22 protein-coding genes are annotated in these 20,990 nt (G+C 36.7%); 15 read left to right on the top strand and 7 right to left on the bottom strand.

Annotated elements, in window-relative coordinates; translation table 11 throughout:
• Nucleotides 1–51: 51 nt before the first annotated feature.
• Genes L6471_RS05200 through L6471_RS05250 form a run of 11 tightly spaced genes read left to right on the top strand, consistent with a single transcriptional unit; the run spans nucleotide 52 to nucleotide 10,693 of the window.
• Complete coding sequence (locus L6471_RS05200) at nucleotides 52–927, top strand: YicC/YloC family endoribonuclease (RefSeq protein ID WP_074548176.1); 876 nt, start codon at nucleotides 52–54, stop codon at nucleotides 925–927.
• Between the two features lie 2 nt (nucleotides 928–929).
• Complete coding sequence (gene gmk, locus L6471_RS05205) at nucleotides 930–1,505, top strand: guanylate kinase (protein WP_006281316.1); 576 nt, start codon at nucleotides 930–932, stop codon at nucleotides 1,503–1,505.
• 16 nt (nucleotides 1,506–1,521) lie between these two features.
• A complete protein-coding gene (gene nadD / locus L6471_RS05210; protein ID WP_006281315.1) occupies nucleotides 1,522–2,103 on the top strand; it encodes a nicotinate (nicotinamide) nucleotide adenylyltransferase in 582 nt (193 codons plus the stop codon).
• 10 nt (nucleotides 2,104–2,113) lie between these two features.
• The gene (locus L6471_RS05215; RefSeq protein WP_237797516.1) at nucleotides 2,114–3,991 is read left to right on the top strand and encodes a sulfatase-like hydrolase/transferase; all 1,878 of its coding nucleotides are present in this window, start codon (nucleotides 2,114–2,116) and stop codon (nucleotides 3,989–3,991) included.
• Nucleotides 3,992–3,993: 2 nt separating this feature from the next.
• Nucleotides 3,994–5,064, top strand: coding sequence for an acyltransferase family protein (locus L6471_RS05220; protein WP_006281313.1), 1,071 nt, complete (start codon nucleotides 3,994–3,996; stop codon nucleotides 5,062–5,064).
• A gap of 3 nt (nucleotides 5,065–5,067) precedes the next feature.
• A complete protein-coding gene (locus tag L6471_RS05225) occupies nucleotides 5,068–6,081 on the top strand; it encodes an acyltransferase family protein (RefSeq protein ID WP_237797517.1) in 1,014 nt (337 codons plus the stop codon).
• Nucleotides 6,069–6,986 carry a decaprenyl-phosphate phosphoribosyltransferase gene (locus tag L6471_RS05230; protein ID WP_006281311.1) on the top strand — a complete coding sequence of 306 codons (918 nt, stop codon included), beginning with the start codon at nucleotides 6,069–6,071 and terminating at the stop codon, nucleotides 6,984–6,986. Before L6471_RS05225 ends, L6471_RS05230 begins: the two co-directional genes overlap by 13 nt.
• A 4-nt stretch (nucleotides 6,987–6,990) precedes the next feature.
• On the top strand, nucleotides 6,991–7,596 hold the full coding sequence (locus L6471_RS05235) for an HAD family hydrolase (RefSeq protein WP_237797518.1): 606 nt from the start codon (nucleotides 6,991–6,993) through the stop codon (nucleotides 7,594–7,596).
• The gene (locus L6471_RS05240) at nucleotides 7,562–7,999 is read left to right on the top strand and encodes a GtrA family protein (protein WP_006281309.1); all 438 of its coding nucleotides are present in this window, start codon (nucleotides 7,562–7,564) and stop codon (nucleotides 7,997–7,999) included. The genes L6471_RS05235 and L6471_RS05240 overlap by 35 nt, the downstream gene beginning before the upstream one ends.
• Nucleotides 8,000–8,009: 10 nt before the next feature.
• Nucleotides 8,010–9,446: a DUF6080 domain-containing protein gene (locus tag L6471_RS05245; protein ID WP_237797519.1), complete on the top strand. Its 1,437-nt coding sequence runs from the start codon at nucleotides 8,010–8,012 to the stop codon at nucleotides 9,444–9,446.
• Nucleotides 9,446–10,693 (top strand): DUF6080 domain-containing protein, encoded by a 1,248-nt coding sequence (locus L6471_RS05250; RefSeq protein WP_027453094.1) that lies wholly within the window; start codon nucleotides 9,446–9,448, stop codon nucleotides 10,691–10,693. Before L6471_RS05245 ends, L6471_RS05250 begins: the two co-directional genes overlap by 1 nt.
• Here L6471_RS05250 and L6471_RS05255 read toward each other — a convergent pair.
• Nucleotides 10,690–11,712, bottom strand: a complete 1,023-nt coding sequence (locus L6471_RS05255; RefSeq protein ID WP_094448339.1) for a hemolysin activation protein — start codon at nucleotides 11,710–11,712, stop codon at nucleotides 10,690–10,692. The genes L6471_RS05250 and L6471_RS05255 overlap by 4 nt on opposite strands.
• 118 nt (nucleotides 11,713–11,830) lie before the next feature.
• Here L6471_RS05255 and L6471_RS05260 point away from each other — a divergent pair, with 118 nt between their 5' ends.
• The gene (locus tag L6471_RS05260) at nucleotides 11,831–13,192 is read left to right on the top strand and encodes a DUF6080 domain-containing protein (protein ID WP_006281305.1); all 1,362 of its coding nucleotides are present in this window, start codon (nucleotides 11,831–11,833) and stop codon (nucleotides 13,190–13,192) included.
• A complete protein-coding gene (locus tag L6471_RS05265; protein WP_006281304.1) occupies nucleotides 13,189–14,007 on the top strand; it encodes a LicD family protein in 819 nt (272 codons plus the stop codon). Before L6471_RS05260 ends, L6471_RS05265 begins: the two co-directional genes overlap by 4 nt.
• Here L6471_RS05265 and L6471_RS05270 read toward each other — a convergent pair.
• Genes L6471_RS05270 through L6471_RS05295 form a run of 6 tightly spaced genes read right to left on the bottom strand, consistent with a single transcriptional unit; the run spans nucleotide 14,004 to nucleotide 19,733 of the window.
• Nucleotides 14,004–15,035 carry an NAD-dependent epimerase/dehydratase family protein gene (locus tag L6471_RS05270; protein ID WP_006281303.1) on the bottom strand — a complete coding sequence of 344 codons (1,032 nt, stop codon included), beginning with the start codon at nucleotides 15,033–15,035 and terminating at the stop codon, nucleotides 14,004–14,006. The genes L6471_RS05265 and L6471_RS05270 overlap by 4 nt on opposite strands.
• Nucleotides 15,023–15,739, bottom strand: coding sequence for an IspD/TarI family cytidylyltransferase (locus L6471_RS05275; protein WP_006281302.1), 717 nt, complete (start codon nucleotides 15,737–15,739; stop codon nucleotides 15,023–15,025). Before L6471_RS05275 ends, L6471_RS05270 begins: the two co-directional genes overlap by 13 nt.
• A gap of 10 nt (nucleotides 15,740–15,749) precedes the next feature.
• Entirely contained in the window at nucleotides 15,750–16,763 is a 1,014-nt protein-coding gene (locus L6471_RS05280; protein WP_094448340.1) for a hypothetical protein, read from the bottom strand.
• Between the two features lie 12 nt (nucleotides 16,764–16,775).
• Complete coding sequence (locus tag L6471_RS05285; RefSeq protein ID WP_074548186.1) at nucleotides 16,776–17,690, bottom strand: beta-1,6-N-acetylglucosaminyltransferase; 915 nt, start codon at nucleotides 17,688–17,690, stop codon at nucleotides 16,776–16,778.
• Nucleotides 17,687–19,132, bottom strand: coding sequence for a lipopolysaccharide biosynthesis protein (locus L6471_RS05290; protein ID WP_094448341.1), 1,446 nt, complete (start codon nucleotides 19,130–19,132; stop codon nucleotides 17,687–17,689). The genes L6471_RS05285 and L6471_RS05290 overlap by 4 nt, the downstream gene beginning before the upstream one ends.
• 13 nt (nucleotides 19,133–19,145) lie before the next feature.
• Nucleotides 19,146–19,733, bottom strand: a complete 588-nt coding sequence (locus L6471_RS05295) for a serine acetyltransferase (RefSeq protein WP_006281298.1) — start codon at nucleotides 19,731–19,733, stop codon at nucleotides 19,146–19,148.
• 370 nt (nucleotides 19,734–20,103) lie between these two features.
• On the opposite strand from L6471_RS05295, the gene rplM reads away from it, so the two are divergent.
• Entirely contained in the window at nucleotides 20,104–20,565 is a 462-nt protein-coding gene (gene rplM / locus L6471_RS05300; protein WP_006281297.1) for a 50S ribosomal protein L13, read from the top strand.
• An 11-nt stretch (nucleotides 20,566–20,576) separates the two neighbouring features.
• Entirely contained in the window at nucleotides 20,577–20,963 is a 387-nt protein-coding gene (gene rpsI, locus L6471_RS05305; RefSeq protein WP_006281296.1) for a 30S ribosomal protein S9, read from the top strand.
• Nucleotides 20,964–20,990 lie beyond the last annotated feature (27 nt).

Here is a 20,990-nt window from a genome sequence, read left to right on the forward strand (position 1 = left end):
TTTTTCTCGCATTTTTTTGTACTTTTGCAGAAATTTAACGTGAAAGTAATTATGATACAGTCAATGACAGGTTACGGTAAATCAGTCGTAACCTACAATGAAAAGAAAATTAATGTTGAGATTAAGTCACTGAATAGTAAGTCGCTTGACCTCTCAACTCGTATCGCCCCTATTTATCGTGAAAAAGAAATGGAAATCCGTAAGGAAGTAGCTGCTAGCCTTAAACGTGGTAAGGTAGACTTCTCTATTTGGATTGAAAAGAATGCAGATGCTGACGCTTCTACTATTAATACAAAACTTGTCGAAAATTATTATCAACAAATAAAATCAATTTCTGCTCAAACAGGTATTCCTGAGCCACAGGATTGGTTCTATACTTTGCTTCGTTTCCCAGATGTCGCTTCTAAAGCTGATGTAGAGGAACTTTCAGAAGAAGAATGGGCTGTTGCCTGTCAAGCGATTCGAGAAGCTATCAATAATTTGATTAGTTTCCGTAAACAGGAGGGTGCGGCTTTACAAAAGAAGTTTAGTGAGAAAATCGATAATATCGAGAGCCTAATGAAGAGTATTGAACCTTTCGAAAAATCGCGTGTTGAGAAAATTCGTGATCGTATTGTAGAAGGTCTAAAGCAAATACCTGAAGTAGATTATGATAAAAATCGTTTAGAACAAGAATTGATCTACTATATCGAAAAGCTTGATATTAGTGAAGAGAAACAGCGTTTGGCCAACCATCTCAATTATTTCCGCGAAACCATGAATGAGGATGAGCCTGTAGGTAAGAAACTTGGTTTTATAGCTCAGGAAATGGGACGAGAAATTAATACAACTGGTTCTAAGAGTAATCAGGCAGAGATGCAGAACATCGTTGTTAAGATGAAAGATGAATTGGAGCAGATTAAGGAACAAGTATTAAATGCTCTCTAAATATGGCAACAGGAAAATTAGTCATTTTTAGTGCTCCTTCTGGTTCTGGAAAGAGTACTATTGTACAATATTTGATGAAGGAACACCCAGAGCTTAATCTAGGTTTTTCTATTAGTTGTACATCTCGAGCTCCACGTGGTACAGAAAAAAATGGTGTAGAATATTTTTTCTTGACAGCTGAGGAGTTTCGTGAAAAGATTTCTCGTGATGAATTTTTGGAATACGAGGAGGTTTATCAAGATCGTTTTTATGGCACTTTGAAGTCTCAGGTAGAAAAACAGACAGAACAGGGTCAAAATGTGGTTTTTGATGTAGATGTAAAAGGTGGATGCAATATCAAGAAATTTTATGGTGAGCGTGCTTTGAGTGTGTTCATTCAGCCTCCATCTATAGAAGAGTTGCGAAGAAGACTTGAGGGGAGAGCAACCGATGCTCCTGAAGTCATTGAGCAGCGATTGGCAAAAGCTGATTATGAAATGACTTTTGCATCTCAGTTTGATCATATCATTGTAAATGATGATTTGGCTAAGGCAGAGGAGGAAACCTTTAACTTGGTTAAAGCGTTTCTAGAGAAGTAACGATAAGCTATAAATAGTGAATCCAAAAAGGATAGGTATCTACGGAGGCAGTTTCAACCCCATCCATGTAGGTCATGTAAAGTTGGCTAAAGCCCTTCTTCGACTGGCAGATTTGGATGCTGTGTGGTTTGTTGTGTCTCCGTTGAATCCGTTTAAGGCGCAATCATCAAATCTTTTGGATGATGATAAGCGATTGGAAATGGTCGAAGAAACCTTGAAAGACGAGGAAGGACTGGAAGCAAGTGATGTGGAATTTCACTTGGCAAGACCTTCTTATATGCTTCATACTTTACGTTATCTTTCAGTTACGTATCCACAGTATGAATTTGTATTACTTATAGGGGCAGACAATTGGGTGGCTTTTGATCGTTGGTATGGTTATGAGGAGATACTCAATCGCTATCCAGTGGTTGTTTATCCCCGTAGAAATTCGCCAATGAATATCGAATCGTTACCTGCATGTGTGAAAATAGTTAATACCCCTCTTTTGGATATTAGTAGCACTGAAATACGAGAAAAAGTAAAATTAGGTTTGTCTGTTCGAGGTTTGGTGCCAGATCAAATATATGATAAGGTCATTGAATATTATAAAGATTAACTCTGTGCTTATGAAAATCTTGACTTTGCTAAAGAATTTCTCTGATAGATTGTTTGTCCCTATCAAGGCAAACTTAACTCTATTTGTTTTCATGTATTTTTTAGGTGTGATGAGTGCATGGATAACGACGCCACCTAAAGCTTCTCTATATGCGAATCTTTATCTAGAACTCTTTGTTGATATGTATATTACGTGTCTGGCATTGATGATTATTCCTAGAAAGATTCGTTTCTGGTTCAGACAGATCATTTATGTTATCCTTTATCTTACAGCTTTGGCGGATGTTTACTGTTATGTAAACTTTGATTCAACCCTAAATCCGTCGATGTTGCTTCTTGTCGGAGAAACGAATAGCCGTGAGGCTGGTGAGTTTATTTCATCTTTAGTATCACCGGATATTATATTTAGCGAAGTAGGTTTCATCTTATTGTTACTGCTTGTGCAGATTATAGTATCCTTGCTACCTTATATTTATCGTCAGGCGCAAAAGTCAACATATGGAGAGTATCTGCTTTTTGTAGCTCGTCTGAAGGATATTCGTGATCAGATAGCACCTTATGTTGGTATGGCTAGTGTAATATTCTTGTTTTGTGGCTTGTTCACAAGTTTGCATAATAAAGTGGCAACATGGAAACTGATGACAGGAAGTACTATCGGAGAGGTGGAACATACGTTGACAGAGCGTGATCATGCTGTATTATATGTGCCAATAACTCGACTGGCCTTTAGTATTTATGCTAATTCTCTAGCATCCCAACAAATTGATCAATTAATAGCGGCTACAGATAAAATCAAGGTTGATAGCTGTGATTATACTTCTCCTACGATAGTTCTTATTATTGGTGAAAGTTACAGTAGACATCATTCTCAGCAATATGGCTATTTCAAAGACACAACTCCAAGGCAAGTTGAACTGGAAAAGTCTGGGCAGTTAGTGAAATTTACGGATGTGGTTACGTGTTGGAATCTTACGAGCTTCGTATTTAAGAATATGTTCTCTCTTCATGTAGTCGGACAAAAAGGAGAATGGTGTGATTATCCATTGTTCCCAGAGTTGTTTCGTAAAGCGGGTTATCATGTAACCTTTTTGACGAATCAATTTCTTTCTAAAGCTAAAGAAGCTGTATACGACTTTAGTGGTGGCTTTTTCTTAAATAATCCGACATTGGATAAAGCTCAATTTGATACACGAAATACAGAACTGCATCAATATGATGAGGGACTTCTCGCCGATTATGATAATTTTGTAAAGGAGGGAAAAATACAGTTAGCAGAGAAACGACGAGATACGATACACCATAATTTGGTGATATTCCACTTGATAGGTCAGCATGTTACTTATAAAGACCGTTATCCAAAAGGTAGAAGTCATTTTTGGGCTTCTAGTTATGAAGAGGAACGGCCTGAACTTACCGATAGACAACGTAAGGTGTTGAGTTATTATGACAATGCCATTTATTATAATGACTCTATTGTTAATCAGATTGTCAAGCGATTCAGGAAAAAGGATGCGGTTGTAGTATATGTTCCTGATCATGGAGAGGAGTGTTATGAAGAGAATCGTGGATTTATCTGTAGAAATCATTCTTCATCTATCGATTATCCTTTGGCAAAATATGAGTTTGAGATACCATTTTGGATTTACTGTTCTCCTAAATTCTCGCATAGACATCCGCAAATCTATAAGCAGATCATAGAAGCTAAAAAACGTAGGTTTATGACTGATGCTCTACCTCATATGTTATTGTATTTGGGAGGTATTCATGCCAAGGATTATCATGCAGAATATAATGTTTTGAGTCCAAATTATAATGAAAATCGTCCAAGAATACTGAAAGGTACTACGGACTACGATAAGTTACGCGATCAAGCAACGAAAAAGAAATAACTATGAAAAAGGAACTTCTTACAAGAAGTGAATGCAGTGTTTTACGAGGAATAGCCATAATTGGCATATTCTTGCATAACTATTGTCATTGGCTCAATCCAATAGTAAAAGAAAACGAATATCAGTATTTTCAGCATAATGTAGACTGGTTTACCCAAGTAATGGTGCATTCAGATGGAAAAATATTGATGCATCTGCTATCTTTCTTCGGGCATTATGGAGTACCTATATTCCTTTTCTTAAGTGCTTACGGTCTAGTTTGTAAATACGAAAGTACAGCTTATTTGGAAAAGCACCATGACTCCATTTTTCAATTTATACGTTATCATTTTATGAAGTTATTCAAAATGATGATTGTGGGTTTTGTTGCATTCCTCATGGTAGATCGACTAACTCCAGGACCGTGGAATTATAGTGTAATAGATGTTGTTGCTCAATTAGGTCTTGTCAATAACTTTTTGGTAAATCCTGACCGACATATTTGGCCAGGTCCTTATTGGTTCTTTGGTCTTATGCTGCAGCTCTATATCATTTATCGTCTGTTGCTTTATCGTCGTAGTTGGAAATGGACAGTAGGAGCAATGGTTGTTTGTTGGTTAGCTCAGATCTTCTGTGATCCGGAGGGTGAAACCTTAAATTATATCCGCTATAGCTCAATAGGAGGTGTTTTACCTTTTGGCTTAGGCTTATTGTATGCACATTTTGGTAAGCAGCTTAGTACTCAACAAAATGCAATTATGGTGGTTGTTTCAGCGATACTTATCGTAGCAGGCAGCTATAGCTATCAAACTTGGTATTTTGTTCCAGTTTTTGTCTGCACATTTAGTGTGGGTATGGTTAAGGTGCTTACAGCATTAGCTTCTCATTTTTCTATTTTTTCTTTTTTGTTTAATCGTTTAAACTGGGTGGGAAGTATCAGTGCAGCATTGTTTGTTAGCCATCCTATTACACGTAAGATATTCATTGTGATCAGCAGAAACGGTGATATGTATACGGGGTTGTTAATCTATGCGATAGTCAGTTTATGTCTGGCATGGGTATTTCACTTATTAATGGAAAAATTACCGAAATAATACATGACAATGCTTAAAATAAAGGATATAGAACTAGCAAACATCAGCAAGTATCGTGGTGAATTGATGGGAGCAGCCATGTTGTTTATTATACTGTTTCATGTCAGTCTTCCTAGATGGGATGCATTCTTTGGATTGCGAAGAATGGGAAATGTTGGTGTGGATATGTTTCTTTTTCTGAGTGGTATAGGTTTGTGGTTTTCATGGGTAAAGAATCCATCTTATAAGCATTTTTATATACGTCGTTTCCTTCGTATTTATCCTGCTTGGCTTATTATTGCGAGTCTCTATTATATTCCTCATTTTCATGGTTTTAGTTTTAAGGCATGGGCTTATCTTATCGGAGAAATAACGTTTAATATAGGTTTTTGGTTGTATGACGAGTTGAATTTCTGGTACATTCCAGCTATAATGATGTTATATTTGTTTGCACCTCCTTACATGCAGTTGATAAGAAAGCATCCTATCTATCGCTGGCTTCCTGTTGTGATGATCATGTGGTGTATTTTAGTGCAATATGTAACACCAATCCATCATGCAGTAGGCCATTTGGAAATATTTTGGAGTCGGGTTCCTATATTTTTCATCGGAATAAACATGGGAGAGATGGTTCGTCAGAAGCAGACGATGGATGGTGCCTCTATTTGGATGATATGGCTCATGTTTTTGATGACTCTGTTGTCGAGTATTTTCCTTGAACAGCATTTACATGGAGCATTTCCACTTTATGTGGAGCGTATGTTGTATATACCTTTGACTATAACAACAATATTGTTATTGAATCGAGTATTTAGACGTACCCCAAAATGCGTTAATAAGGGTTTTGCTTTTATTGGAGCTCTTAGTTTGGAGTGTTATTTGATACATATTCATTTTGTACTCGATTATCTGCCACATTCGTGGGGATACTGGCCAATATTTATGGTTTGTGTAGCTATTACCCTTCCGGTTTCATGGATATTAATGAAAATAGTAGTTTGGATTAGTTCGAAATTACAAAGTTTATGCAAAATATAAATCAATTATTTAAGTTAATTAGACCTAAGCAATGGATAAAAAACTTCTTCGTTTTTGGTCCAGCTTTTTTTGCTGGTGTAATATTTCAGACAAATTCTATATTAGCTGGTCTTATTACTTTTTTAGCCTATAGCTTTGCGGCTTCTTCTATTTATTGTTTTAATGATATTTATGATGTAGAAGATGACAGACGTCATCCTGTAAAGTGTAAACGTCCTATTGCTGCTGGTGATATTACGATTCCTCAAGCTTATGGACTGATGGGACTAATGTTCTTGTTGGCTATGAGTGCATCGTCTTTATTGTTGTTACTTCCGAATGAACGTGTTAATCCTATCGCTTCAGCTTATCAGACAGGTAGTATCATCTTATTTTATTGGCTCCTCAATTTGGCTTATTGCGCTAAATTAAAACAATATGCGATTATTGATGTGTGTATTGTAGCTTTTGGTTTTGTACTTCGATTATTGGCCGGAGGCTTTGCGGTTGGCGTTGTACTTAGTAAGTGGATTGTGTTGATGACTTTCCTCATTACCCTCTTTATGAGTTTTGCTAAACGTCGTGATGATGTTCTGCGAATGGAAAAAACAGGAGAGGCACCTCGTAAGAATACGATTCGTTATAATCTTACGTTTATCAACCAGGCAATAACGATAACAGCTTCGGTTACCTTAGTATGTTATATTATGTATACGGTTAGTCCTGAGGTTATTCAAAATTTTCACTCCGATTATCTTTATCTTACATCCATATTTGTTTTAGTAGGATTATTGCGTTATATTCAGGTTTCGGTCGTGGATAAGAAGAGTGGTGACCCTACTAAGGTTATTCTACGCGATCGGTTTACCCAGTGTGTATTATTAGCTTGGGTATTAGCCTTCTTATTGATTATCTATGTGTTCTAGTGACATGAAAAGTATATATGTTTTTGACTTCGATGGTACGCTGACCTATAAGGATACTCTTTTGGAATTCATCAAATATAGTAAGGGTACATTCCGCTTTATATTTGGATTCTTATTGTTTAGTCCTTTGTTAGTTTTGATGAAATTGCATTTGTATGATAATGGTAAGGCTAAGCAACAATTATTTGCATTCTATTTTCAGGGCATGTCGCTTACGACTTTTGATACCCTGTGCCATGATTTTGCTCGAGATAAACATGTTCTTTTCCGCCCTCAGGCGTTTCAGTATCTTCAGTCTATAAAAAAACAAGCAGATCAAATTTTGGTAATTAGTGCCAGTATCGATAACTGGGTACGCCCTTTTTTCTCTACTATTTTTTCGGCTGAAGATTCCTTTCAGGTGTTAGGTACAAAACTAGAAGTGCGAGATGGAAAATTAACAGGACGTTTCATCACCCCCAATTGTTATGGACAGGAGAAGGTGAACCGATTAAAACAGGTATTAAATGAACCACGCCAAACATACTCAATAAAAGCTTTTGGCGATAGTCGAGGAGATAAAGAATTGTTAGAATATGCAGATCAAGGACATTATAAACCATTTCGATAAGGATAAGAAGCAGAAACTTGGTGAACTTGTTCGCTTTGGAGTTGTAGGTGTTATCGCTGTTGCTATTCAGTACTTCATTTATTTGCTTCTAATAAATGTGATGGAGCAAGTAATGTTAAATATGGGTGACAATGTTGTTGCTACAATTGCCAATACTATAGCCTATTTCATAAGTTTTGTGTTTAATTTTATAGCAAGTACTCATTATACCTTTAGAGTGAAAGCTAGTGCCAAACGAGGTGCAGGTTTCGCTTTTTCGCATGTCGTTAATTATGCCTTGCAAACTTTGATACTTAATTTATTTGTGGGAATAGGTGTAACGAAACAAGTGGCTATGATTCCGATGTTTTGCATAACAGTTCCAACTAATTTTATCTTAGTAAGATTCTTTTTGAAGAAATAATAGGATTCTCATGAAAAGCTTTTTCTCGATATTTAAAATTAAGTTAGAAGAGCGGAGTATAGCTTGTGTGATGCTTGTGTATCTACTCTTTTGGCATATTTTATTCATCAATAAATATGTAGATCAGTTTATAGCAGTTCATTCTAATTATCATAGGCTATTTGTAAGTAAATTCCACGTATCAGGTTTTGACCCACTAACCTATGCCGTCGTTTCTGATTGGTGGACAGAGTATAATATTTATAGGCATCCGTTGTTAGCTTTCTTCATGTATCTGCCTTATCAGCTTAATCAAGGTGTTATTGCGCTAACAGGTCATAATGGCGTACAATTTATAGTAGGAGCGATTCTGTTGTTTTGTGCTTTTTATGCATTTCTTTTTCTTTATCGTATTTTGCGAGAGCTGTTAGGGTTACAGTACTTGGATGCTATTTTATTGTCTGTTTTCTTGTATAGTATGGCATATATTATGATAGCTTCGGTTGTTCCTGACCATTTTATCATGTCTATGTTTATGTTGTTACTAACTTTGTATGTAGCAGGTGTGAAAATGGTAAGTGGAAAACCGTTTACCAAGTGGCAGACGATAATTTTATTTTTTGTTACTGGTGGTATATCCCTGAATAATGGCATTAAGGTATTTTTAGCAAACTTCTTTGTAAATGGAAAGAAATTTTGGAAGCCCACTAATCTAGTTTTTGCGATTATGTTGCCAGCAATTTGTTTGTGGATAGGTAGTCGATTGGAATGGAACTATTATGAGAAACCTCGTTTTTTGCATCGACAAGAGATGAAGGCTATAAAGGTGAAGAAGGAACGAACAAAATTACTGAAAGCTTTTAGGGATACAACCCATATCAAAGATACATTGGTTCAAAAACAAGCCTTTGAACATTTGCTTGCAGAGCAACAAGAGAAAAAGAATGAACGCAAAAATAAAAAGGCTATGTTTGCGCACCAGGGTAAGCCTATTGCTCATGGTGAATTTTCACAGTGGACTGATATAACGACACCGCGTGGTAAAAGTTTGGTCGAAAATTTCTTTGGTGAAGCTATCCAATTACATCAAGACCATCTTTTAGAAGATGTATTGAGTCGTCGGCCTGTTATAGTTGAGTATAAATGGGTAGGTAATTATTGTGTAGAGATCTGTATTTTCCTTTTGTTTATCATGGGGATATTGTGTGCTTTTCGTGAACGCTATTTCTGGTTAGCTTTCAGTTTCTTTGCTATGGATGTGTTCATTCATGTAGTACTTGGTTTTGGCATCAACGAGGTGTATATCATGTCGCCTCATTATTTAATAATTTTACCTATCGCTATAGGTTATCTTTTTAAGCGTCTCTCGGGCAAGGTGCTCATTATGATCAGGCTTTTGGTACTGACATTAACAATATTTCTATTGCTGTATAACGGCATACTTTTCAACAGTTATCTTTTGAGATGATGAAGGCTATTCGTATCTTTCAATTGAAAGCGGACGAACGTATACCTAGTTTGCTTTTTCTCTTACTTATTATCTTTTTTCACAGTTTGATAATCAGTAAGTTTTTTGTACTTTTTGCTGATTATGATGCACACAATTGGGATGTGTTTATGAATAATTTTCACATGTCTGGTTTTGATCCAATTACCTATAGTGTGCTTACTGACTGGCATCAGGGATATGATGTTATTCGACATCCCTTATTGGCTTGGATGATGTATCCTTTGTATGTTTTCAATCGGTTGTTGTGGTGGATAACGGGGGTAAATTGCTGTCAACTGCTAATAGGGGTACTCTTAATAGTATTGTCTTGTTATAGCTATATTTTTCTTTATCGGATATTGGTAGAACAAATAGGAATCAAGCGAATATTTGCTATTACCCTAACTTATTTTTTCTTTGGGTGTGCTTATATTCTTGTGGCAATCTTGGTACCAGATCATTTTGCCATTTCCTTGTTCTTACTTTTACTCACCTTGTATCGAAGTGGTCGCAAAATAAAGCAGCAGACTTCCTTTGGTGTAGTTGAGGCTGCTATCCTTTTTGTTTTGACAGCCGGTGTAACTCTAAGTAATGGCATCATCGTGGCGTTTATAGTTCTTATAACTAATGGAAAATCTACTTTCTCTCCCCGCTTTTGGATACCTGTTTTTCTGTTGCCTACATTTTTATTAATGATTACTGGTTTGAGTTTAAAATACGGTTTGGGAGAGTGGGGTAATCCCGTGCAGCAACAGATGAAGGATGTATATCAATATGCATCTTATACAGATATAGTTGTTGAGAATTTTTTAGGAGAGTCTATTCAGTTACATCGGCAATATTTGTTGGGTGATGTACTGGTTAGAAGACCTGTTATAGTGCGCTATTCCTGGATGCTGCAATATGTGGTGGAAGCAATACTCTGTATGCTATTTGTTTGGGGACTTTGGTTGGGTAGAAAACAACGATGTGGATGGATACTTAGTGTAATTTTGCTGTATACTACAATCTTACATTTTGTACTAGGCTTTGGCCTTAATGAAGTGTATATTATGGCCTGCCATTGGGTGTACGTTATCCCAATAGGAATAGGTTATTTGTATCGTCATCTGCCATCTCGGGCGCAATGGACTATCTTTGGATTTATGCTTGTTATAACCTTGTATCTATGGCTATATCATGGGTATCTGTTGTATCATTACTTGACATGGCCTTTGCGCTTTTAAATATGTCTACTTTTGCCTAGCCATTTACAGATTCGTTTTCCAATAGATTTTCGGATAAAACTGAAGTTGCCATATTTCAAGTTGAGAACCAATTCTTCCAATGAACGCGCAATTTTCAGTCCAGGGTGTCCCCAACCGTTTCTTCGATATAGACTATGTTTATAATCGATATTTTCAATAATATATTTAGGATGTCGCAAGGGAAAATCCAGTTCAAATTGTTTCATGGAAAAGATGAAACGAAGCGCTTTTGGCATAGTTTGCAAGGCCGAATAATGAGTGGAGTCAGTGGTTGCACCTATATTCGTAATAAGATTTTTCGTAGGCATGATGGCTAGACCATGATTTAAAAGCATGGTCGACCAGAAAATACTTTCAAAGTAAGGTTTTCCACTATGTGCATGATCTTGGCACATTTTCATAAAATCAGCTCGAAAATGGCGTTCTTTAATAAGTGTTTCTAATTGGTGTACCGTTTGTTGGTCTTGTAAAAAAGAATAACTGTCATCCCATTGGTCGATTACTCTTTTCCAAGAAGCCCATCCCCAAATAGCAAAGACGGACGTAAAAAAATAGTCTTCCCGAATGTTGGGACTGATTTCATCTTCATTGAAACCACAGACCATGGTGATGCGGTTATCGTTTTCATACTTATCTAGCATCTCCTTGCAAAAAGGAAAGAAGGATTGAGATGGAACAACATCATCTTCGAGTATGATGCATTTATCAGCCATGGAAAAAGCCCATTTGTGTGAAAGGTATCCAGAAGGGTCACATCCTTGATTCTTTTCGCAATAGTGTCGTTCCACTTGACACTCCCAATCGATATTCTCGTCTTTTACTATTTCACGACAGGCAAGGATACCTGGCATATCGTTCTTGTTCCTAGGCCCATCCTGGTACAAAAATAGACGGGTTGGCTTAGCTTTCTTAACCTCTTTGAATACTTTTTCAAAAGATTCAGAACGGTTAAAAAAAAGCATTAAAACGGCAATATCGATTTTGGCTGGTTGTTTCATATAGTTCTTTTATGCAAAAGTAGGGATTTTCTAGGATGTTCGCAAAAAGTATAGCAATAAATTGTTTGTATCGTCAAAAATAACTATTTTTGCGTCAAAATTGTTTAAAATAAAAGGCATGTTAAATCCGTTTAAAATATTCGGAATAAAAAAAGAAGAAAAAAGATTGGTTGTTATAGCTGGGTTAGTTTTTGCTTTCTTAAATGCGCTCATGCTATATGTACATTTTGATGATTTTACCAGGGGTGGTTTAGTAGGTGCTTGGAGTCTGTATAATAATAAGCTGTTATTATCAGGTTATGATCCTTATGCGTATATGACGATTTATAAATGGGATGTATTCTATGTGTTATCTCGTCATCCTTTGATATCCCTTTTTTATTACCCTTTTTATGGTTTAAATAAAGGTATCATGGAGTTGACCGATAATTTCAATGCGGCTATCCTCATTATGACAGTATTGATTATGATAGCAGCTTGTTATTCGGTGGTCTTTATGTACCGTGTTTTTAGAGAAGTTTTAGCATTATCTAAAAAAGATAGTAATTTGCTGGTAGCAATGATGTTTTCTTTTGCTACGATATTAACTTCTTCGATGTCGCCAGATCATTTTATATTCTCACTATTTTTGTTGACTTTTACATTGTATAGTGCAGGTATGCACATTCGAAATCATACTCCTTATAAATGGTATAAAGCGGCTATTCTTTTTGTGCTTACAGCAGGTGTAACCTTAACCAATGGTTTTAAGACTTTGCTTGCAGTGTGGTTTGTGGATGGTAAGCGTACATTTCATTGGAAAAATGTATTATTAGTTCTAGTTGTTCCAGCTTCTTTACTCTATGGCGCCTATTATTATCAACATGAGAACTATGTTATACCTCGCGAAGAAAAAGGTCGTAAGATAGAAGCTGAAAAAATCAAAAAAAATCCAGAATTGGCTGAGAAAAGTAAGCAGGTAAAGGCCTTCCAAAAGAAGATTAATGGTGAACATTTCGCAGATAAGGGAATGTTGAAATGGTCTGATTTATCAGCACCTCGTGGACAGGCCGCTATTGAAAATTTCTTTGGCGAATCTATCATTTTGCACCAAGAATGGTTGTTGAAAGATATTTACCTTGGGCGTCCTTCTGTCGTGCATTACAAATGGTGGATTAATTATGTACTGGAAGGTTTAATTATCTGTTTATTTTTGGCGGGCTTAGTTGTTGGTATCCGAGATAAGTTTATGTTAATGGTATTATCATGGATCTCTGTTGAAACTGGTTTGCATTTTGTTTTGGGATTTGGACTGAATGAAGTTTATATTATGGGATGTCATTGGCTGTTTATTATTCCGATAGCCATCAGCTTTCTATTCCAGCGCTTCAATGAAAAAAATAAGGCTAGTAAGATAGTTAGATTATTAGTTGGTATTTTGACAAGCTATATGGCTGTTTATAATATTGTTTTGATTACTAAGTATATGTTGACGTTATGATGGATTTTCACGAAAACTTAAGAGCCTATAGTCAAGAAAACTTGCGTGCCTGCCAGTTGAAGCAGTTGAGCATTTTACAGGAAATTGATAAAATTTGTAAGCGTCATCATCTAGATTATTGGTTGGATGGTGGTACGTTGCTTGGGGCTGTAAGGCATGGAGGCTTTATTCCTTGGGATGACGATATTGATATCGCTATGGGCTATGATGATATGTTGAAGTTTGAAGAAATTGCTGCTCGTGAATTACCCGCACATTTGGCCATTCAGTCTCCCCGGAATGATCCGTCATCAAAAGAGCCTATAGTAAAGGTGCGTGATTTAAACTCCTTATATATTGAACATGGTGATAATTTTGAATCCGATTATCTAAAAGGTATCTATGTCGATATATTTCCGTTTACGAAACATCCTGGGATATCTAAGTCTATGATAAAAAAACTAGCAAAAGGTATTTCTAAAAGTAATTCTATTCTTCATCATTTGCATCGATATTCTTTGCGCTCTTTTGCTGAATTCTTCTGGTTTGGTGCTCAATATTATCTATATACGGGGCTTTGGAATTTAGCTTGTTGCTTGGTGAAGTCTAAGCGTTATGCTAATATACCGATTATCAATGGATATGGTATAACCCATGAGCGTGATCAGGTATTGCCAGTTTCAGTAATCAAGTTTGAAGGCTTGGAATTTTCAGCGCCACATAATCCTGATCAGTATCTCAAAAATATTTATCGTAACTATATGGAAATTCCTCCTGTGGAAAAGCGGAAATTTCATTCGGTCTATATTCAACCAGAACTTGTCAAGAAGGATTAAACCTTCTTGACAGATTCTATGGTATGGTTGATTCCTTCTTTTATATTGAATAGTGGTTTCCATCCAATTGCCTGAATCTTTGATGTATTGAATGAAGCTTTGGTTATAGGTGTTGTGTTTCCTTGTAGAGCATCATTCGGAATATCAAAGATAACTCGGTGTCCTGTGCTTTCTGCTATTAGTTCTGCCAATTGTCGAATTGTTATATTTGAATTCTCGTTGGCAACATTATAGGCATTTTTGTTTTTCCCGTTCAGTAAAAGTTGTAGTATTGCGTGAGCTGCATCGATAACATACAGCCAAGAGCGATATTGTAGCCCCTTACTTTTCAAAACGATATCTTCATTTTGAAGTACGTTACGAATGAACTGAGCATATACACGATTGTCCGATTCTGTAAATCCAGGTCCATAAGTATGGCATAAACGTGCAATTACGATATCGATATGGTATTCTTCTGCGTAAGCCACACACAGAGTCTCTGCCGCTCTTTTAGAAGACGGGTAGCAAGCACGTAATGAAGCACAGTCAACATATCCACTATCTTTCTCATTAAATTCTTGTCCATTTCCTTCTCCGTAGATTTCACCAGAAGAAATATAAACCATTCGTTGAAGTCCATGGTTTTTTCCATAATTTGCCAAGTGGGATACACCATTGATATTGGATAATATAACCTCAACGGGAGATGTTTTAAAAAAGTTTGGACTAGCATTGCTGGCTGCATCGATGATATAATCGAATGTGATGTCTCCTTGTAAAGGTTGGGTTACATCCATTTCGATAAATGAGAAATACTCATCTTCCCAATAGAGACTAAACTTATCCTGTGCTCTTTTTCGATTTCTGCCGGCGGCATATACGTGATAGCCCTTGTCAGGGTTAGCCATCAAAATGTCTATGATACAGCTTCCGATAAGGCCAGTTGCACCAGCCACAAGGATATTTCCAGTATTTAATGAGGCAAGAAAGTTTCCTTGATGGAATAATGAGAGAATATCTTTTTGATAAGGTGTTATTTGAGCCATGATTCAGGTCTAATTTGCATAAGAGCTTTAAGAATCTCAAGGTCTTCAATAGTTGTTATTTTGATATTTTTTTCAGAGCCAGCAACGATATGCATCTCTTTGCCACCAAGCTCTGCATATAGTGTACATGAAGCAACCGAATTTGTGATACCACGTTCTATAGCTTCCTGGTGTGCCTGGATAATATCTCCTAAGCGAAAAGTTTGAGGCGTCTGTGTGCGAATAAGTTGGTCTCTAGGTATGCTTCGATTTGTGGTAAAGCCGTCGGCACTCTCTAAAATCGCTTCTCTACATTGTATACCGGTAATGGCATTTCCGTATTTTTGGCAGATGGCAATGTTGGAAGAAATGATGTCTTGTGATATTAATGGTCTAACGGCATCGTGAATGAGTACCAAATCGTCTTCACTACATCCTTGTTCCTTTAACCCGAATATGCCATTGTGAATGGATTGCTGTCCATTATCGCCTCCTGGGAATACCCATTTTAGCTTAGTTATATTAAACTGGTTGGCATACGATTGTAAAACCGTTTCCCATCCTGCTAGACATACCACAGCAATGCCTTGTATATCAGGATGTTTTTGGAAGGCCATCAGGGTATGAATAATGATAGGACAGTTGTCTACGTGCATGAATTGTTTAGGGATATCTTGACCCATTCTGTTGCCAGATCCTCCAGCTATAATAAGTGCATAATTCATATGGCTTGGTTTATTGTATTAATTTTTTAATCATTCCACCACTTCTCAGAATCTTTCCCTGTCGTCTGCAGTTATAGATATAATTCAGGTAAGTTTCTTCTGAAGTATGTAATATAATGTTTTCAATTTCTTGTATACTATTGACAGCTATACCGAGTTTATTTTGTACGATAAAGGGTGCTACAGCCGATCCTTTCCATACGATAACGGGGAGTCCAGCTGCTAGGTATAGCGATAGTTTATGTGGAAGGTTATAACTTAGGTATTCTCCTAAGGGACCATTGCAAGTATCAATGGATTTTCCGTCCCAGACTAGTCCCCAACCACCTTTTATCTTTCCAGTATGGTCGCTATTGAAAATTCCTCCGTAGTTAATATGAGCAAAGGATGAAAGGTCTAAGTTATCCTTGTTACCATATAAGTTGAAACTAATTTTCTGTACTGGCATTTTATATAATGCTGGTAGAAATTGAGATTTCGCTAAGTTACCTGCAAAGACCACTTCGTTCCGATGAGATAGCATCTCTTTTTCTTGAAGAAAATCGTCGTCTGAATAATAGTCAAAAAGATGCAGAATATCCATAGGTGTGTGAACTCCATTTTTTTGAAGGATAGCTTGCATGGCCTCTGTGTGCACGATAATGCGATCTGCCGAGTTTAGCCACGCAATTTCCTTTTCATGATTTTGTCGATATCTGAAAGTTTGAATATCGTGAATGAGAATAGTTACCTTGTTGCCTTTGGCATGGAGGTATTTTATTATTGTCAGAAAAACTTTGTCGCAAGATACCGGATATTGAAATATATATTCGTGTTGTCCTTTGTATTTATGAACTAATTTGAGATATTGGAATAAAATGTTCAAACTTGTTCTAAATGGAAATTTGTAGAATACACATTCTACATTTTCCACAGGATATCCACATTCTGTAAATGCAGTATTGATATCGGCCCTTGCTTTTCCGAAAGCATATATGAATGACTTCTTTACTAATTTGGGCATTTGGTTGATTAATATCTTCATGCTTTTTTATATTTATGCTTCTTCCTTATTTCTGTCGTTATCAATCAAATCCATGAGCTTATAGCTTGTTTTTGAGATGACTTTTCGACAAAACATCTTATTCGATTCCTTGATCTTTGGATAGTCTTCTTCTGTTAGAATTTTAATTACTGGATGATAATGAATGTATGTTAATGGGGTAATAGCTTCCAAACTTTGATATTTTCCTTCTTCAATCATACAATGTGAAGCGAAATCAGAGTTAAAGGCAACGGTCTGTATAAAAGTTTCTGCAGGACAAAAACTAGTCTTGAAATAGTTTACAAGATGCTTATTATAATCCCATTCGTCCAAGATATATTTTGCTAATTTAGGAGTGATGGCCCACCAAGCTGCTCCTTTGTATAAAGTGTAGGTCTTTCCTGGACAGTGAATGTGTAGGGTTTTGCGTATAGGGGTGGCTGCAACCATATGTCTTAGCGCTACACGAAATTTATTTTTAATACTTCCATTTTTCCAAGGTTTTGATGTGAAAAATCTAAAATGGCGATATTCCTGTGCTTGTTTTCCTTGGTGTAGCATGGATATCCCTTGTAGTATTTCTCTTTCTTCTTCTTTTGCTTTGTAGAAGTAATCCAAAATGGCACGGTTGCTCCAAACAGGATAGTCCATGCCACTCATTGTTATAAGATAGTCTGCTTGGCATTCATATAAAGCTGCGCGGATTAACTCCATCTGATATTCTACCTCGTTGATGCTTCCCCATACTACATTAACTCGATGTTTAATAAAGTGGATGTTGTCACCATATACCTTTTCTTCAAAATTCCTAATGTTGCTCTTGGCATCAATATGGATGAAAAATTCAGAGCCTTTAGGTAAACTGGTTATCAAGTCTCTAAGATGCTTGGCATCCTTATGGGCGGATATGAGAAAGGCTAATTTCATAGTTTTGTGAATTTAGAGTATACGAAAGATAAACATTCATCGAGTATTTTTACACGTGCTATTTTCATAACGGCAAAATAGAGTAATGCTGCTATTAGAATACGTGCTCCCAATAATATATATAGATTCTCGATGTTTCTTGTTAAATAATAAGTAATTATCATGACAACTGTAGCACTGAGTGCAAACGGCATGATATCCTTTAAAAATAGAAAAATGTTATAGTGAATTAATTTGCTTGTAAAAAAATGCCAGATGAAAAGCCATAATAGATTGAGCCCCACATAAGAGACTACCATAGTATGGATGCCATAAGGCCAAATCAGGGCCATAGTGATAATTTGGGCAAGACCCAGTGAAATGGTTACCCAAAAATTGATACCTGATTTCCCCTTACTGATGACCAAATTTGACATTAATGTACATAGTGGAAGTATTGCACCACTGATACAAAGTATTTGTAGTAGTTCGGCACTGGCTACCCATTCCTCTGTAATGGTAATGATAATAAATTCGCGAGATACTAATCCAAAACCAAGTAGCATAGGAAAAGTCAGAAAACAGGTAAAGCGCATCATCTTGCGGAAAGCCTTGAGTTGTCGGTCTTCTTCTCCGTTTAAATCGGCCAAAACGGGTTGCGCTACTTGTTGAATCATGCCTTGTACAAGAGAGAAACATTTAAAGTTCCAATTATATGCTTGGTTATATACTCCTGTTTCAACTTTCGAGTAGTGTCTACCTAATAATATGTTTAAGATATTATTGTTGATCTGGTTTATAATATTAGTAGCTAGAATTTTAAATGAAAAGCGAAACATGCTTTTGACAGGCTCGAAATCAAAGTTCCATGTAGGTCGCCATGAGGAATAGTGCCACTTCAGAAGTGTATCTGTTCCTACAAAGGTAATTCCCTGTGTGGCTAAAGCCCAATAGCCGAATTCTAGGAAAGCCATTATACTTCCAATAATGCTTGATATAATAATAGCTGCCATTCCTGATTTCGCAATTTGTTTGGCTTTTAAGTTTTTGAAAAGAAAAGCGGACTGAGCTGTTGCAAAACTAGAGAGCAGTATCGAGATGAAAGAATAACGGCAAAGTGCTACAATATCCTGGTTATGATAATATTCAGCAATGAGTGGTGCACAGAAGAATAGTATAATGTAGGCAGAGAAGCCTATAATGATATTAAACCAAAAAACAGAATTATAGTCACGATGGGTAGGATTTTTAAGATTGGCTAATGCTGCTGTAAATCCACTTTCTTTGAGAGCATTGGCAACTAATGGGAAAATATTAATCATTGCCATAACACCAAAGTCAGATTTAGCAACAAGTCGTGCTAGTATGATTCCGTAGACAAGTCCGATCAATTGTTGTATGCCATTGTTCATTCCTCCCCAAAACATACCTTTAGCTGTTTTCTCTTTTAATGTTTCCGACATAATGTTTGCAAAATTACGAATCTTTTTCCTGTTCTGGTTGTTCCTGTTTAATTATTTTAGCAGGATTACCCACTACTGTACACCCATCAGGCACATCTTTGAGAACGATACTACCAGCTCCAATCGTGACTCTATTGCCAATATGGATAGGGCCAATAACAATTGCTCCTGTCATAATCTTCACATCATCACCAATTGTAGGTCTTCCTTCCTCGCCATTATGATGATTTGTTCCTAAAGTGACCAATTGTAGGCAATAGAAATTTTTGCCAATGCTTTCTGCATTTAAATAGGTAGAATAATTATGTTCGAAATGAGCTCCTTCACCAATGGATGGACACCAAATATGCAGACTTGTCTCGGGTGGACACAGCCATTTGATAAATATGCTTAAATATTCCCCCATGCGATAATAAAAGAGATTTCTGAAAGTCTTTTCGCGGGTCATCGCTTTGATAAAGTTTAATACAGTAGCCTTTTTATCTTGTACCTGTCTTAAATCATTGTCAAACAACTTATGATGAGCCATGTAATGTCCTATATGTGGAATCAGACGTAGTGCTGAAGCTGATAATATAATCGTTTGAGTAATAGGGTTCATATATTTTTATACTGATTATGTGTGCAAAGATACTTAAAATGTATCACTTACGTTGTGTGTATAGTTACTTAAATAATCATAATATTGTTAATAGTATTTAAAACGTCTTTTTCTAAAGAATGTGTAGAAGGGTTATTTCAAATAAAATATGTACTTTTGCACTCTGAATTGTGAAGATGCATCTTAGAGTCTTCACAGCTTTCTTGTGTTAATCGTGTTATCTTTGGCCGGGTATCACTGTTAGTGAATCAGGAAAGCGGCAGAGAGAATGCTGTGGATGGTCTCTTTTAGACTGGAGGCGCCGCGAGGTCTCTGCTCGTTCAATAGTATTAAATAAATTAGTTTTTTAGTAGTAAATTTAATTTTTAAAATGGACACTTTAAGTTACAAGACTATTTCCGCTAACAAGGAAACAGCTAAGAAAGAGTGGGTCGTAGTTGATGCCAGCGATCAGATTGTAGGTCGTCTCTGCTCTAAAGTTGCTAAGCTGCTTCGCGGAAAGTACAAACCAAGTTTCACACCTAATGTGGACTGTGGTGACAATGTAATCATTATCAATGCTGAAAAGGTAGTTTTCTCAGGTAAAAAGGAAACTGATAAGATTTACACTCGTTATACTGGTTACCCTGGTGGTCAGCGTTTCAATACTCCAGAGGAGCTTCGCAAGCGCAAGGATGGTGTTGACAAAATTCTTCGTCACGCTGTTAAGGGTATGCTTCCAAAGGGTCGTTTAGGTCGTGCCCTGTTGGACAATCTTTATGTTTTCGAGGGTGCTGAGCACGATAAGGAAGCTCAGAAGCCTAAGACAATTGATATTAACCAGTATAAATAATTAAGACAAAGATGGAAGTAATCAACGCAATTGGTCGCCGTAAGAGCGCTGTAGCTCGTGTTTACGTTACAGAAGGTACCGGTAAGATCACAATTAATAAGAAAGATATCGAAACATTCTTCCCATCAGCAATTCTTCGTTATGTAGTAAAGCAGCCATTACAGTTGCTCGATGCTGAGGGTAAGTATGATATTAAGGTTAATATTTTCGGTGGCGGTTTCACTGGCCAGAGCCAGGCACTTCGCCTTGCTATTGCTCGCGCACTCGTTAAGATTAACGCAGAAGATAAGAAAGCTTTGAAGGATGCTGGATTCCTCACACGCGATAGCCGTGCTGTAGAGCGTAAGAAGCCAGGTCAGCCTAAGGCTCGTGCTCGCTTCCAGTTCAGTAAGCGTTAATATTCCCCTTAGGAATAAACTGAACAG

The sequence above is a fragment of the Segatella bryantii genome (assembly GCF_022024215.1).
Classification (GTDB): domain Bacteria; phylum Bacteroidota; class Bacteroidia; order Bacteroidales; family Bacteroidaceae; genus Prevotella; species Prevotella bryantii.

Excerpts from the sequence above, each read along its gene's own strand:
- L6471_RS05200 (WP_074548176.1), top strand. The coding sequence starts at position 52 with ATGATACAGTCAATGACAGGTTACGGTAAATCAGTCGTAACCTACAAT.
- gmk (WP_006281316.1), top strand. The coding sequence starts at position 930 with ATGGCAACAGGAAAATTAGTCATTTTTAGTGCTCCTTCTGGTTCTGGA.
- L6471_RS05215 (WP_237797516.1), top strand. The coding sequence starts at position 2,114 with ATGAAAATCTTGACTTTGCTAAAGAATTTCTCTGATAGATTGTTTGTC.
- L6471_RS05220 (WP_006281313.1), top strand. The coding sequence starts at position 3,994 with ATGAAAAAGGAACTTCTTACAAGAAGTGAATGCAGTGTTTTACGAGGA.
- L6471_RS05225 (WP_237797517.1), top strand. The coding sequence starts at position 5,068 with ATGACAATGCTTAAAATAAAGGATATAGAACTAGCAAACATCAGCAAG.
- L6471_RS05230 (WP_006281311.1), top strand. The coding sequence starts at position 6,069 with ATGCAAAATATAAATCAATTATTTAAGTTAATTAGACCTAAGCAATGG.
- L6471_RS05235 (WP_237797518.1), top strand. The coding sequence starts at position 6,991 with ATGAAAAGTATATATGTTTTTGACTTCGATGGTACGCTGACCTATAAG.
- L6471_RS05240 (WP_006281309.1), top strand. The coding sequence starts at position 7,562 with ATGCAGATCAAGGACATTATAAACCATTTCGATAAGGATAAGAAGCAG.
- L6471_RS05245 (WP_237797519.1), top strand. The coding sequence starts at position 8,010 with ATGAAAAGCTTTTTCTCGATATTTAAAATTAAGTTAGAAGAGCGGAGT.
- L6471_RS05250 (WP_027453094.1), top strand. The coding sequence starts at position 9,446 with ATGAAGGCTATTCGTATCTTTCAATTGAAAGCGGACGAACGTATACCT.
- L6471_RS05255 (WP_094448339.1), bottom strand. The coding sequence starts at position 11,712 with ATGAAACAACCAGCCAAAATCGATATTGCCGTTTTAATGCTTTTTTTT.
- L6471_RS05260 (WP_006281305.1), top strand. The coding sequence starts at position 11,831 with ATGTTAAATCCGTTTAAAATATTCGGAATAAAAAAAGAAGAAAAAAGA.
- L6471_RS05265 (WP_006281304.1), top strand. The coding sequence starts at position 13,189 with ATGATGGATTTTCACGAAAACTTAAGAGCCTATAGTCAAGAAAACTTG.
- L6471_RS05270 (WP_006281303.1), bottom strand. The coding sequence starts at position 15,035 with ATGGCTCAAATAACACCTTATCAAAAAGATATTCTCTCATTATTCCAT.
- L6471_RS05275 (WP_006281302.1), bottom strand. The coding sequence starts at position 15,739 with ATGAATTATGCACTTATTATAGCTGGAGGATCTGGCAACAGAATGGGT.
- L6471_RS05280 (WP_094448340.1), bottom strand. The coding sequence starts at position 16,763 with ATGAAGATATTAATCAACCAAATGCCCAAATTAGTAAAGAAGTCATTC.
- L6471_RS05285 (WP_074548186.1), bottom strand. The coding sequence starts at position 17,690 with ATGAAATTAGCCTTTCTCATATCCGCCCATAAGGATGCCAAGCATCTT.
- L6471_RS05290 (WP_094448341.1), bottom strand. The coding sequence starts at position 19,132 with ATGTCGGAAACATTAAAAGAGAAAACAGCTAAAGGTATGTTTTGGGGA.
- L6471_RS05295 (WP_006281298.1), bottom strand. The coding sequence starts at position 19,733 with ATGAACCCTATTACTCAAACGATTATATTATCAGCTTCAGCACTACGT.
- rplM (WP_006281297.1), top strand. The coding sequence starts at position 20,104 with ATGGACACTTTAAGTTACAAGACTATTTCCGCTAACAAGGAAACAGCT.
- rpsI (WP_006281296.1), top strand. The coding sequence starts at position 20,577 with ATGGAAGTAATCAACGCAATTGGTCGCCGTAAGAGCGCTGTAGCTCGT.